The sequence below is a fragment of the Halorarum halophilum genome, assembly GCF_013401515.1.
Lineage (GTDB): Archaea > Halobacteriota > Halobacteria > Halobacteriales > Haloferacaceae > Halorarum > Halorarum halophilum.
In genome coordinates, this window is the sequence record NZ_CP058529.1 from 1588054 (window position 1) to 1600433 (window position 12380).

At 70.5% G+C, this 12380-nt stretch carries 12 protein-coding genes; 6 read left to right on the top strand and 6 right to left on the bottom strand.

The features are described from left to right. Positions 1-201 precede the first annotated feature (201 nt). Positions 202-1344, top strand: coding sequence for an acyl-CoA dehydrogenase family protein (locus HUG10_RS08085; RefSeq protein WP_179169087.1), 1143 nt, complete (start codon positions 202-204; stop codon positions 1342-1344). Positions 1345-1419: 75 nt separating this feature from the next. Beyond that, on the top strand, positions 1420-3558 hold the full coding sequence (locus tag HUG10_RS08090; RefSeq protein ID WP_179169088.1) for a histidine kinase N-terminal 7TM domain-containing protein: 2139 nt from the start codon (positions 1420-1422) through the stop codon (positions 3556-3558). On the opposite strand, the gene HUG10_RS08095 is transcribed toward HUG10_RS08090, so the two are convergent. Continuing rightward, positions 3555-3956, bottom strand: coding sequence for a hypothetical protein (locus HUG10_RS08095; RefSeq protein ID WP_179169089.1), 402 nt, complete (start codon positions 3954-3956; stop codon positions 3555-3557). The two genes, HUG10_RS08090 and HUG10_RS08095, sit on opposite strands and share 4 nt — an antisense overlap. Before the next feature lie 199 nt (positions 3957-4155). On the opposite strand from HUG10_RS08095, the gene HUG10_RS08100 reads away from it, so the two are divergent. Both HUG10_RS08100 and HUG10_RS08105 read left to right on the top strand, forming a co-directional pair. Further along, positions 4156-5106 (top strand): carbohydrate kinase family protein, encoded by a 951-nt coding sequence (locus tag HUG10_RS08100; RefSeq protein ID WP_179169090.1) that lies wholly within the window; start codon positions 4156-4158, stop codon positions 5104-5106. Between the two features lie 92 nt (positions 5107-5198). Further along, entirely contained in the window at positions 5199-6317 is a 1119-nt protein-coding gene (locus tag HUG10_RS08105) for a M24 family metallopeptidase (protein ID WP_179169091.1), read from the top strand. 264 nt (positions 6318-6581) lie between these two features. On the opposite strand, the gene HUG10_RS08110 is transcribed toward HUG10_RS08105, so the two are convergent. The 3 genes from HUG10_RS08110 to HUG10_RS08120 form a co-directional block, all read right to left on the bottom strand. Continuing rightward, positions 6582-6866 (bottom strand): DUF7545 family protein, encoded by a 285-nt coding sequence (locus HUG10_RS08110; protein ID WP_179169092.1) that lies wholly within the window; start codon positions 6864-6866, stop codon positions 6582-6584. 119 nt (positions 6867-6985) lie between these two features. Beyond that, entirely contained in the window at positions 6986-8038 is a 1053-nt protein-coding gene (locus HUG10_RS08115) for an NAD(P)/FAD-dependent oxidoreductase (protein WP_179169093.1), read from the bottom strand. Between the two features lie 126 nt (positions 8039-8164). After that, a complete protein-coding gene (locus HUG10_RS08120; RefSeq protein ID WP_179169094.1) occupies positions 8165-8386 on the bottom strand; it encodes a hypothetical protein in 222 nt (73 codons plus the stop codon). 319 nt (positions 8387-8705) lie between these two features. Here HUG10_RS08120 and HUG10_RS08125 point away from each other — a divergent pair, with 319 nt between their 5' ends. Both HUG10_RS08125 and HUG10_RS08130 read left to right on the top strand, forming a co-directional pair. After that, on the top strand, positions 8706-8990 hold the full coding sequence (locus HUG10_RS08125; protein ID WP_179169095.1) for a DUF357 domain-containing protein: 285 nt from the start codon (positions 8706-8708) through the stop codon (positions 8988-8990). 41 nt (positions 8991-9031) lie between these two features. Next, positions 9032-9931 carry a universal stress protein gene (locus HUG10_RS08130; protein ID WP_179169096.1) on the top strand — a complete coding sequence of 300 codons (900 nt, stop codon included), beginning with the start codon at positions 9032-9034 and terminating at the stop codon, positions 9929-9931. Here the strand turns inward: HUG10_RS08130 and cysS are convergent, their stop codons facing one another. Further along, a complete protein-coding gene (gene cysS, locus HUG10_RS08135; protein ID WP_179169097.1) occupies positions 9932-11464 on the bottom strand; it encodes a cysteine--tRNA ligase in 1533 nt (510 codons plus the stop codon). A gap of 337 nt (positions 11465-11801) precedes the next feature. Then, positions 11802-12299 carry a DUF7523 family protein gene (locus tag HUG10_RS08140; RefSeq protein WP_179169098.1) on the bottom strand — a complete coding sequence of 166 codons (498 nt, stop codon included), beginning with the start codon at positions 12297-12299 and terminating at the stop codon, positions 11802-11804. Positions 12300-12380 lie beyond the last annotated feature (81 nt).

Sequence of the window (12380 nt, forward strand, 5' to 3'; positions counted from 1 at the left end):
TGAGCGAATCGGCTGGGGAGGGCGTGGCTCTCATCACGCTCGGATCTAGTAGTCTGACGTCTCATATCCGACTGACCACGCATCACCGAACTGTGGCCAGTAACGCAACCGAAGGTAGCGTCGAAGATAGAACGAGAACAGTAGCACACGAACAGACCCGACTCCACGCACTTTATCACCCGTAGCTCGCAACACTTGCCTATGGATTTCGACCTGCCCGCGGAACACCGCATGGTGCGGGACCAGGTGCGGGAGTTCTGCGAGGAGGAGATCGCCCCGATCGCCCAGGAGATCGAGGACGAGCACCGCTTCCCGGCGGAGGTGTTCGACCAGCTCGCCGACCTCGACATGCTCGGCGTCCCCATCGGCGAGGAGTACGGCGGGCTCGGCGGCGACCAGCTCATGTACGCGCTGGTCACCGAGGAACTCGGCCGCGTCTCCGGCGGCATCGGCCTCTCGTACGCCGCGCACGTCTCGCTCGCCTCCAAGCCGATCGAACTGTTCGGCACCGACGAGCAGAAGGAACGCTGGCTCCGCCCGCTCGCCGAGGGCGAGTACCTCGGCTCGTGGGCGCTCACCGAACCCGGCTCCGGCTCGGACGCCTCGAACATGGAGACCAGCGCCGAAAAGGAGGGCGACGAGTGGGTGCTGAACGGGACGAAGCAGTTCATCACGAACGCCAACGTCGCCGGCTCGGTGCTCGTGAAGGCCGTCACGGACCCCGACGCCGGCTACGACGGCATCTCGACGTTCATCGTCGACCCGGAGGCGGACGACGGCTTCGAGGTGACGACCGTGTGGGACAAGATGGGGCTGAACTGCTCGCCGACCTGCGAGATCCGGTTCGACGACGTTCGACTCCCCGAGGACCGCCTGCTCGGCGAGACCGGCGAGGGTTGGAAACAGACGATGAAGACGCTCGACGGCGGCCGCGTGTCCATCGCCGCGCTCTCGGTTGGGCTCGCCCAGGGCGCCTACGAGGCCGCGAAAGGCTACGCGGGGGAGCGCGAGCAGTTCGGCCGGCCCATCTCGAAGTTCGACGCCATCCGCGACAAGCTGGTCGACATGCACCGCAAGACCGAGCGCGCCCGCCTGCTCACTCACAAGTCGGCGACGCTGTACGACCGGGGCGAACCGGTCACCCGGCAGTCCGCGCTGGCGAAACTCGACGCGAGCGAGGCCGCCCGCGAGGTCGCCGAGGACGCCGTGCAGGTGCTCGGCGGTTACGGCTACACCACCGACTTCGCCCCCCAGCGGTTCTACCGCGACGCGAAATTGATGGAGATCGGCGAGGGAACGAGCGAGATCCAGCACGTCGTCATCGGTCGCGAACTCGGCCTCTGAACCGGCAGTATCAACCGCGATATCGGCGGAGGTAGCCTTTTCCGTTGACCGAGTTCCTGTCAGCGTAGACAGGGAATGGGTGTCGACATCGTCACGGGGCTCGCCGCCGCGTCCCTCCTCGCGGCGGCAGTCTGCATGAGCGTCGTCCCCGTCGTCCACCGGGCGACGCGCTGGAGCCCCGGCCACGTCCGGACGCTCGCGACGGGCTCCGCGGTCGCGGCGACGCTGTGGGCGCTCGCCCACGCCTTCGCGCTGACGGCGTCGACGCTCCCCGAGCAGGAGACATGGGCGGTCATCGGCATCGCCGTTGGCGCCCCGCTCGTCACCTGCTGGTTCGCGCTGGTGTACCGCGAGTGCTGCACCCGGCGGCGGCTCGGCCGGCGGGCGGTCGCGTTGCTCGCGATCGAGCCGACGATTACCGCGCTCGGCGTCGTCTCGGGGTCGGAGCTGTTCGTGGCCGGCAGGCAGTTCCCGGCGACGGGGAGCGGGACGCTCGCCGTGCTGCTGCCGGGAACGGGCCTCCGGCTCCACGCGCTCTACACCGCCGGACTGGCGATCGGAGGCGTCGCGCTCCTCGCACGGGAGGCGCGGAACGGCCGCTCGGGGACCCGCACGCGGGCGGGGCTCCTGGCGGTCGCCGCGCTGGTTCCGGGCGTCACCTGGGGCGTCTGGCTGCTCGACTTCGACGGCGCGCTCGCGTACGACTACACCCCCATCGCGCTCGGCGTCTCCGCGGTCTGCGTCCACGTCGCCACGCGGCGATACGGGCTGTTCGGCTCGCTATCGACGGCGCGGAACGCGGTGTTCGACGGGCTCCGGGACGCCGTCGTCGTCGTGGACGACCGCGGGTCGCTCACCGACGCGAACCCGGCCGCCCGGGAGGCGTTCGACCTCGACGACGACGACCTCGGACGGGACGCCTCCGAACTCCTCCCCGACGGGGTGCCGGTGGTGTGCCCTGATCACGAGTCCCGCACCGTCACCGTGACGGTCGAGGGCGAACAGCGCTTCCTCGAGCCCCAGTGGCGGGCGCTCCCCCACTCCGGCGGCGGGACGGTCGTCTCCTTCCGCGACGTGACCGAGCGGACGCGGGTCGAGCGCCGGTACCGGGCGTACGTCGAGCACAGCCACGACGTCGTCGTCGTCACCGACGCCGACGGGGTGCTCGAGTACGTCAGCCCCGCCGTGGAGCACGTGCTCGGCAAGGACCCCGAACGGGTGGGCGGGAGCGCGCTCACCGACCACATCCACCCGGACGACAGGCGGGGCGTCGCGGCGTCGTTCGCGGAGTCGCTCGACAGCCCCGGCGAGGCCGTCCGCGTCACGTTCCGGGCGCGCCACGCCGACGGCGGCTGGCGGACCCTCGAAGGCGTCGGCGTCAACGGGTTCGAGGACCCCAACATCGGCGGCTTCCTCGTCACGCTGCGGGACACGACGACCCGGAACCGCTACGACCAGCGCCTCCGCGTGCTCACGCGGGTGCTCCGACACGACCTCCGGAACGAACTCAACGTCGTGATGGGGTACGCCGACGCGCTGGCCGAGTCGGAGCCGGAGCCGATCGCGAGCAAGGGGACGACCATCCGCCGCGCGGCCGTCCGTCTCGCCGAACTCGGCGAGCGCGTCCGCGGCGTCGACCGGACCCTTCGGGACGCCGACCACGGCGGCCGGCCGGTGTACGTCGACGAGGTCGTCGAGTCGGTCGCCGAACTCGCGGCCGAGCAGTACCCGAACGCCACGGTGACGACCGACGTTCCGGACGGCATCGCAGCCTACGCCGACGACCTGCTCGCGACCGCGCTGTGGAACGTCGTCGAGAACGGCATCGTCCACAACGACGGGGACACCCCGACCGTCTCCGTCGCCGTCCGCGAGGAGGCGGGGACGGTCGAACTCACCGTCCGTGACGACGGGCCGGGCATCCCCGCCTCCGAGCGAACCGCCATCGAATCGGGCCGGGAGACGCAGCTCGAACACGCCAGCGGGCTCGGCCTCTGGCTCGTCCGCTGGGTGCTCGACGGCGTCGACGGGGAACTGCGGTTCACGGACGCTGGAGCGGGAGGAACGGTCGTGTTGCGCCTCCGCGCGGCCGACCCCGCGGAGGCGGAGCGCGTGGGGACGTCGACCCCGGCCGACTGGGCCGGCGCCGGCACCCCTTCGTACACGGACGGCCGACGGGTCGGGGAGAACGGCAGTCGAGGGGGCGCGGACTAGCCGACCAGCACGAGCGGGACCCAGTCGCCGTGCTCCTCGAACTCCGTGCCGGCGGAGAACGCCCGCTCGTGGACCGCCCGGAGCGCCGCGAGCGACCGGTCGTCGACGTCGAGCGCGGTCCCGAATTCGGGCCAGACGCGCGGCGGAACCAGCAGGAAGTACGTTCCCCCGGCCCGCTCGATCAGCGGGTCGTGCGAGAACGCGCGCCGGTACTCGAAGACGAGGTCCGAGACGCCCGGGTAGTCGGCCACCGAGGCGTTGAGTTCCCCGACGAGCGCGCGCAGCTCCGACTCCGTCAGGCCCGCCTCGTCGGCGACGGCGGGGACGTGGGTCGCCAGCACCTGCGGCGCGCCGTCGGCGGAGCCGCCGTCCGCGGGTACAGGGTCGGAGTCGGTCATGCGCCCCGGTAGCCGCCGGACCGGCAAGAAGCGTCCGGTGGGTCGAAGTGCCGCGCCGGCGCAGGGGCGATATGGACATTCGACGTGAATCGACCGCCGGGGACGGACGTACGACGAGCCTACCGAACGGACCGGCCGCACGGTGGCAACGGCCGGCCGAACGGCGGAACCGACTGCCCGTCCGCGGGGGTGCCTGACGGTGCGGCTGGTCGTCGGCGAGTGCATCGCGGACCTCCACCCGAGCGAAGCGGGAGGCGTGGGGGACGCGACCACCTACACCAGGCGACCTGGCGGCGCGCCCGCGAACGTCGCGGTCGGCCTGGCCCGTCTGGGGGACGCACCCCGGTTCTGGACCCGGCTCGGGCGGGACGGCTTCGGCGACTTCCTCGCGGACGCGCTCGCGGCCGAGGGCGTCCCCGACGACCTCGTGGAACGGGACGAGGAGGCGCCGACGGGGCTGGCGGTCGTCGGACGCGACGCGGGCGGGGAACGTTCGTTCTCCCTCTACCTCGACGGGACGGCGAGCGTCGAGCTCCGGCCGGGTACCGTCGACGACGCCCTCGCGTCGGCCGAGTGGGTCCACGTCGGCGGCGTCGAACTGGCGTTCGAACCCGCGCGGTCCGCGGTCCTCGACCTGCTCGACCGCGTGTCGGGGGACGCGACCGTCTCGTTCGACCCGAACGCCCGCCCGGGTCTGTGGCGCGAGTTCGACTACGCCGACACGCTCGACCGGGTGCTCCCGGCGGTCGACGTGGTCGTCGCCTCCGCCGAGGACCTCAGGCCGGCCGGGTTCGCCGGCGACGCCTCGGAACTCGCCCGACGACTCGTCGACGCCGGGCCGCACACGGCGCTCCTGACGCTGGGTCCGAACGGGGCACTCGGGCGTGCGACAGCAGATGCCCCCTGGGGTACGGGGGAGGCGGACCACGGCGGCTTCGCGGTCGACGTGATCGACACCACGGGCGCCGGGGACGCCTTCACCGCGGGCGCCATCACCGCGCTCTCGGAGGGCCGTGCGCTCGCGGACGCGATCAGGTTCGCCAACGCCGTCGGCGCCGCGTCGACGACCGCGGAGGGGGCGATGGCTGCGCTTCCCGACCGCGAGTCGGTCGAATCGGTTCTAGCGGGGGAATCTGAACGCGAGGGGTGAACACCGAGTACTGGACGCGCGACGAGCAGCCCGAATCCCGGGAGGCCGATGACCCCGCCACGTTCTTGCCCGCCGCCGGGGAACCGCTGCCCATGAGCGACCCCCACGAGCGCCGGACGCGCGAGGCGCAGGCTCGCCTCCGTGAGCGCGGCGACGACTGTCTGATACTCTTCCCGAGCACGAACCTGCTGTACGTCTCGGGGTTCGACGAACATCCCGGCGAGCGGCACCTGCTGCTGTTCGTTCCGGCCGACGGCGACGCGACGTTCCTCGTGCCCGAACTGTACGGCGAGCAGGTGCGCCGGGAGTCGTGGGTGCCGGACGTGCGGACCTGGGCTGACGACGAGGACCCGCGCGCCGCGGTCCGGGACGTGCTCGCGGACCTCGACGTCGACGGCGGTCGGATCCTCGTCGACGACACGATGCACGCGCGGTTCTCCCTCGACCTCCGTGCGGCGCTCCCGGACGCCGAGTTCGGCCTGGCCTCCGAGGTGCTCGCCGACCTCCGGGTCCGCAAGGACGGGGCCGAACTCGACGCGATGCGGCGGGCGGGCGCTGTCGCGGACGCGGTGATCGGGGACCTCCGGGAACGGGACGGCGACGTGGTCGGCTCGACGGAGGCGGAGCTCGCGGAGTACATCGCCGACCGCCTGACCGCCCATGGCGGGACGGGCGTCTCCTTCGAGACCATCGTCGGGTCGGGGCCGAACGGCGCGATGCCCCACCACAGCCACGGCGACCGGGTCGTCGAGGCCGGGGACCCGGTCGTCCTGGACTTCGGGACACGCGTCGACGGCTACCCCTCGGACCAGACCCGGACGCTCGTGTTCGGCGCCGACGAGGCCGACCCGGGCGAGCGGTTCAGGGAGGTCCACGACGTCGTCCGGGAGGCGCAACGAGCGGGCGTCGAGGCTGTCGAACCGGGCGTCACGGCCGGCGACGTCGACGCCGCCGCACGCGAGGTCATCGAGGACGCCGGTTATGGCGAGCAGTTCATTCACCGGACGGGCCACGGCGTCGGCCTGGACGTCCACGAGGAGCCGTACATCGTCGCCGGGAGCGACCGCGAACTGGAGGAGGGAATGGTCTTCAGCGTCGAACCGGGGGTGTACCTCCCCGACGAGTTCGGGGTGCGGATCGAGGACCTCATCGTCGTCACGGACGACGGCTGCGAGCGGCTGAACGACACCGACCGCGGGTGGCGCTGCTGAACCGCCGGCGTCGCCGCGGGCGTGCTCGAGGGTGCCGTTGCTTGTGGATTTAGAGGAGTGCTGTAGAATCAGGGGTGTACCGCGAGGAAGGGAGCGAAGTGACCGCCCTCGCGGTATTTTGGCATTACGGGAAATCGAAGATTTCCCGTCAGCAGTCAGAACGCGTGCGTTCTGAGAGCACCAACGGGTTTTGCGGGGGTCCTCCTCGCTCGCGCGCCTTCGGCGCGCTCGTTCGTCGAACCCCCGTCAAAAGAGGTTGTGGTTCTAGTGCGAGTGACCCATCGCGTCCTGGAGGCTCCGGCCGAAGCGCTCCTCGAACAGCTCCTCGGCCTTCGCGTTGATCTCCTCGACGTCGGCGGGCGTCTCGCCCTGCGAGTGGTGGGCGATGGCGTGGGCCTGCTGGGCGAACGCCTGCAGAACGACGTCGCTGATGACGTGGCTCGGCTCCTCACCCTGCTCGGCCATCATGTCGACGAGGCCGGCGGGCAGGTCAACGGTGTCGGAATCGCCGTCCGGTCCTTCGACGGTGTAGGTTTCCGTATCAACCATGGCTCGTACCTCGCGTGCCGGGCCTAAAGGTCCGTGGTTGTTTCGCGTCGGTTCCACTCGCGACCGGTCGACCTGATCGTCGCGGACGGAAGGAAGGTGAGAACGATCCGGGGAGCGCCTCAGTCGTCGGCGGTCGCCGTCTCGCCGGACGCCGTCTCGGCGCGGGCCTTCTCCTCGAGGTAGTCGTCGGCGTCCATCGCGGCCTTGCAGCCCATCCCCGCGGCGGTGATGGCCTGCTGGTAGTGGAAGTCCACCACGTCGCCGGCGCCGAAGATGCCCTCGACGTCGGTGGCGGTCTGGCCGCCACCGGTGCCGCCGAGCGTCTTGATGTAGCCCTCCGCGTCGAGGTCGACGCCCGTGTCCTCGAGGTACGCCGTGTTCGGGGTGTGACCGATGGCGTAGAACACGGCGCCGACCTCGAACTCCCACTCCTCGGTCTCGGGGTCGTCGAGGCGGTCGGTCGGGTAGCCCTCCGGGTTTCGGACGAACGTCACCGACTCGACGCCCTCCTCCTGGGAGCCGTGGAGTTCGGTGACCTCGGTGTTGAGCACGAGTTCGATGTCGCCGGACTCGACGAGCTCCATCACGCGGTCCACCCAGTAGTCCTCCGCGCGGAACTCCTCGCGCCGGTGGACGAGATAGACGGTGTCCGCGAACTTCGTGAGGAAGACGGCCTCCTCGCAGGCCGCGTCGCCGCCGCCGATGACGAGCATGTCCTCGCCGCTGAAGAACGCGCCGTCACAGGTCGCGCACGTCGAGAGCCCGAACCCCATCAGCTCGTCCTGGCCGGGGATACCGAGCGTCCGGGCGCTGGCGCCGGACGCGGCGATGACGGTGTCCGCAGTGAACACGTCGCCGTTCGTCAGCTCCACGCGGAACGGGCGCACCGAGTCGTCCACCGTGTCGACGACGCCGTTTATCACCTCGGCGCCGAAGCGCTGGGCCTGCTCTTTCGTCCGGTTGATGAACTCGGCGCCGTTGATCCCCTCCGGGAAGCCGGGGAAGTTCTCGACCTCCGAGGTCAGCGTCAGTTGACCGCCCGGCTCGTCACCCTCGAGGACGAGCGGGTCGAGGTTCGCACGGGCGGCGTAGATGGCCGCGGTCAGCCCCGCGGAGCCCGTCCCGGCGATGATCAACTTCCGGTGTTCGACGATGTCGGCGGCGTCACTCATTGAGCGCAACTACTCGACAGGACGGTTTGTAGGTTGTGCTGTCGGCCGGACGGGGCGCACCCCCGTGAAACCGTCACACGCAGGTCCGGACCCTGATCCTCACGAGCGGACGGGGAACGTCGACACTCACTCACGGTCGGCGTGGTCGAACCGTGGCCCTACCCGCTTCCAGAGCGGTATCGACAGGACCAACGTGCCGACGAAGAGTACGAGGAACGCGACAGCAGTCATCTCGATCGGTAGTCCGAGGACGTACAGTCCGAGCGTCCCGGCGAGTGCCGCCAGTAAGACGCCGAGAACGACGGTCTGCAACCCGCTGAAAGCGCTCGTCGAGACGTCCCCGAACATAGTTGCGCTAACACGCTTCCTCGTATAATTCCGAGGGTAGTCGACGAATGGCGTCCTGTGGAGGGTGAGCCGGTTGTCGGCTCGACTCGGGATGACACAGATCATGTTACACCCACTGGTGAGGACCGTGACCGGGTGATCGGAGAGAGCAAGGTGGGGACCACGACGAGGCCCGGAACCGGAGGGAAGCCGCACGGGCTTCCAAGGCAGTCGCGGTGGCTGACGAGACAGTACCCGTCGGCTGGACCGACGGCCTCACGACCCATCGACGAGAGCCGAAGCACTCACGAACGTCCCGACGACACCAACTCGTAGACCGATGCCAGCCGACCTCGACGAGAAGACGGCGCGGTACGGCGAGATGCTCGCGGACGCCCTCGCCGCCGCCGAGGTGTGCGTGCCGGCGGGGACGCCGCTCCACGACGCCGCGGTCGAGTGCCGCGAGATGGCCGTCTCGTACCTCGAAGACGGCCGCCACTTCCGCGAGGCGGACGACCTGGTGAACGCGCTGGCCGCCTACTCGTACGGGTACGGCTGGCTCGACTGCGGGGTCCGCCTCGGACTGTTCTCGGTGCCCGAGGGGACCGACCTGTTCACGACCTGACCGTCACTGGAACTTTCCACCTGCCCTGCGTACCCCCGGGCATGACGACCCACGAGTTCGACGAGCTCCTCGTTCCGACCGACGGGAGCGAGACGGCCGACGCCGCGCTCGACGTCGCGGTATCGCTCGCCTCGCACATCGGCGCCAGGGTGCACCTGCTCTCCGTGGTGAACCCCTACGTCCTCTCCAGGGTGACCGACGTCGAGGAGCACCGCGCCGAGGCGAGGCAACTCGTCTCCGACGCGGCAGAACGCGTCCGGGAGGCCGGCGTCGACGTGGAGACGGCGGTGCGGAAGGGCTCGGAACACGAGGAGATCCGGGAGTACGTCGAGGAGCACGGGATCGACGCGGTCGTGATGGGGACCCACGGCCGGACCGGCGTGAAGCGTGCGCTCGTCGGGAGCGTGACCGAGAAGGTCGTCCGTCGGGTCGGCGTACCCGTGCTCACGGTCCGGGAACCGATCCCGGAGTTCCGGCCGGACCGCGTGTTGCTCCCGACGGACGGCAGCGACGCCGCGGCCGCGGCCGAGCGCGTGGCGCTGTGGCTCGCCGACGAGTACGGTGCGACCGTCGAGGCGCTCAGCGTCGTCGAGACCCCGACGCTCACGACCGCCAGCGACCCGGCCGGTATGACCGGGGACGCCATCGACGAGGTCCGGGGTGTACTGACCGAGCAGGCCGAGGACGCCGTCGAGTCCGTCGAGGAGGACGGCGAGGCGGCAGGGGTGACCGTGGAGACCGCCGTCGGCGAGGGCCGCACGCACGAGCGCATCCTCACTGCGGCCGAGGAACGCGACGCCGACCTGATCGTGATCGGCTCCCACGGTCGCGGCGGCGTCGAGCGGTTCGTCCTCGGGAGCGTCGCGGAGAAGGTGCTGCGGCTCGCCGACCGACCGGTGCTCGTGGTTCCCTCCGAGGGCGCGGGCGGGACGGCGGGGTAGCTACTCGAACCGGTAGGTCGCGCCCTCGGCCGAGTCCTCCACCTCGACGCCGAGCGCCTCGAGGTCGTCCCGGAGCTCGTCCGCGCGCTCGTAGTTGCCTGCTTCCCGCTCCCGCTCGCGGACGTCGAGCACGAGTTCGACCAGGTCGCCCGCGAGCTCTACGTCGCCGTCGGCCTCGCGGCCGAGTTCGAGCCCGAACACGTCGCCGCCGAGCTCCTCGAACGTCTCGACCGCGCGGCGGAGTCCCCGGTAGTCGTAGCTCGCCGACCCGTCGTCGTCGCCGTCCGCGTTCGCGTCGGCGGTTGCATCGTCCGGCCGGTTCGCGCCGACGTGCCGGTTCACGGCCGTTGCGAGATCGAGCAGCGCGTTGTACGCGGTCCGCACGTCGAGGTCGTGGTTCATCGCCTCGGTGAACGCCTCGCGAGTCGTCTCGACCGACTCGCGGAGATCGTCGTCCGCGGACTTCGATCCGGCGTCGACCGAGTCACAGGCGTCGACCGCGGCCTCGTAGGCGCGTTCGAGCCGCTCCCAGCGCTCCTCGGCCTCGACGATCGCGTCCTCGGAGAAGGTCTGGTCGCCGCGGTACTGTGCACCCAGGTAGAACGTGCGGATCACGTTCACCCCGAACTCCTTGAGCGCGTCGCTCGCGGTGAAGAAGTTGCCGAGGCTGGAGGACATCTTGTCCTCCTTCGTGCGCAGGAGGCCGTTGTGGAGCCAGTAGCGGGCGAAGGTGCGGTCCGTCGCGGCCTCGCTCTGGGCGATCTCGTTCTCGTGGTGCGGGAACACGAGGTCGCGCCCGCCCATGTGGACGTCGAGCGTCTCGCCGAGGTGCGTCATCGACATCGCCGAGCACTCGATGTGCCAGCCCGGACGGCCTTCGCCCCACGGCGAGTCCCAGGTCATACCGGACGGGAGCGCGTCGTCGTGTTCGTGCTTCCGGTGTTCCCTGACGGCCGATTCGCTCACGCCGCCGGCCTTCCACAGCGCGAAGTCGGTCGGGTGGCGCTTCTCGGCGAGTTCGTCCGCGTCGGCGTCGGATTCGAGTTCGTCGAGCTTCTGGTTCGACAGCTCGCCGTAGCGGTCGAACCGCGTGACGTCGAAGTACACCGAACCGTTCGCCTCGTAGGCGTAGCCGCGCTCGACGAGCGTGCCGACGAGGTCGACGATCTCCGGAACGTGCTCGGAGACGCGGGGGTACACCTCCGCCCGGAGGAGGTTCAGCCCGCGCATGTCCTCGATGACCTCCCGGGTGAAGTGGCGGGCGACGTCGGCCTCCGTGTCCCAGCCCTCGCGCTCGCCGACCCGGGCGGCGATCTTCTCGTTCACGTCGGTGACGTTCTCGACGTGGCGGACGTCGTAGCCGAGGTGCTCGAGCCACCGGTGGAGGATGTCGGCGTGGAACCAGAGGCGCGCGTGTCCGAGGTGCGCCTCGTCCGAGACCGTCAGCCCGCAGACGTACAGCAGGACCTCGTCGTCTTCGACGTCGAACGGTCGGCGCTCACCCGACAGGGTGTCGGTCACGGACAGGCTCATTCGGTCGTCGCTAGGCGGGCCTCCGGTTTAAAACGTCGAAGTTCGTCGCGTCGGGACGACGTCGCCGGTCGGTGAAACGGGCATCTCACGTAACACCGGGTACTTGTCACGATACGTCGTCACCCCTGGGTATGAACTCGCTGTAACAGAGACTGTTCCTGCGCGCCGGCGGTACCGCCGCGATCGGTTCGTCCGCCGGCTGTGTCGCGAATCCGGGCGGGGGCGCCACGCGGTCACCGACCAGGTATTCGCGTACTGACGGACGTGAGGACGACGGGTCCCCTCCTGAACGACGCGACCGCTGGGGGAGATCCGGTGAGAGAACGTCCACTCCCGGCTACGACGCCAGCGCCGCCTCGACCGCCCGGACCGCCGTCGCCCCGTCGCGCCGCCCGACCACGACGACCATTTCCCCGTCGGCGACGCCCGCAGCCTCGACGGCCACGTCAGCCGTTCGGAGACAGCCGAGCGCGGCCTCCAGTGCCCGGGCGTCGACGTCGCCTCGGGCGACGACGGCCGTCAGGGCTCCGCCGTCCTCGGCGAACCTCGCCCCGCCGACCCCGAGGAGCGCGTCGTCCTCCGCGTTCTCGTCGTCCGCGTCTCGGTCTTCCGCGGAGACGACTCCGCTGTGCATGGTGACCCGAGCGTCGGCGGCGACCGAGGGCGGGTCGAGGTCAGCGGCGTACCGGCGCAGCGCCGTCGCCACCGCGTCCGTCTCCGCGTCGATGTCCAGCGTCTCGGCCGCGGCGGCGTAGTTCACGACGCCGGCGCGGAGCGCGTCGAACAGGTACGGCCTGGCCCGGACGGCCTCGCGGGCGTCCTCCGCGACTGTCATACCTCCGCGGTCGCGGTCCCCGGCGATAACACCGACGGTTTCGGGGTGGAGGGGTTCGGGAACGCCCGCCGACTGAAGCGA

Excerpts from the sequence above, each read along its gene's own strand:
- HUG10_RS08085 (WP_179169087.1), top strand. The coding sequence starts at position 202 with ATGGATTTCGACCTGCCCGCGGAACACCGCATGGTGCGGGACCAGGTG.
- HUG10_RS08090 (WP_179169088.1), top strand. The coding sequence starts at position 1,420 with ATGGGTGTCGACATCGTCACGGGGCTCGCCGCCGCGTCCCTCCTCGCG.
- HUG10_RS08095 (WP_179169089.1), bottom strand. The coding sequence starts at position 3,956 with ATGACCGACTCCGACCCTGTACCCGCGGACGGCGGCTCCGCCGACGGC.
- HUG10_RS08105 (WP_179169091.1), top strand. The coding sequence starts at position 5,199 with ATGAGCGACCCCCACGAGCGCCGGACGCGCGAGGCGCAGGCTCGCCTC.
- HUG10_RS08110 (WP_179169092.1), bottom strand. The coding sequence starts at position 6,866 with ATGGTTGATACGGAAACCTACACCGTCGAAGGACCGGACGGCGATTCC.
- HUG10_RS08115 (WP_179169093.1), bottom strand. The coding sequence starts at position 8,038 with ATGAGTGACGCCGCCGACATCGTCGAACACCGGAAGTTGATCATCGCC.
- HUG10_RS08120 (WP_179169094.1), bottom strand. The coding sequence starts at position 8,386 with ATGTTCGGGGACGTCTCGACGAGCGCTTTCAGCGGGTTGCAGACCGTC.
- HUG10_RS08125 (WP_179169095.1), top strand. The coding sequence starts at position 8,706 with ATGCCAGCCGACCTCGACGAGAAGACGGCGCGGTACGGCGAGATGCTC.
- HUG10_RS08130 (WP_179169096.1), top strand. The coding sequence starts at position 9,032 with ATGACGACCCACGAGTTCGACGAGCTCCTCGTTCCGACCGACGGGAGC.
- cysS (WP_179169097.1), bottom strand. The coding sequence starts at position 11,464 with ATGAGCCTGTCCGTGACCGACACCCTGTCGGGTGAGCGCCGACCGTTC.
- HUG10_RS08140 (WP_179169098.1), bottom strand. The coding sequence starts at position 12,299 with ATGACAGTCGCGGAGGACGCCCGCGAGGCCGTCCGGGCCAGGCCGTAC.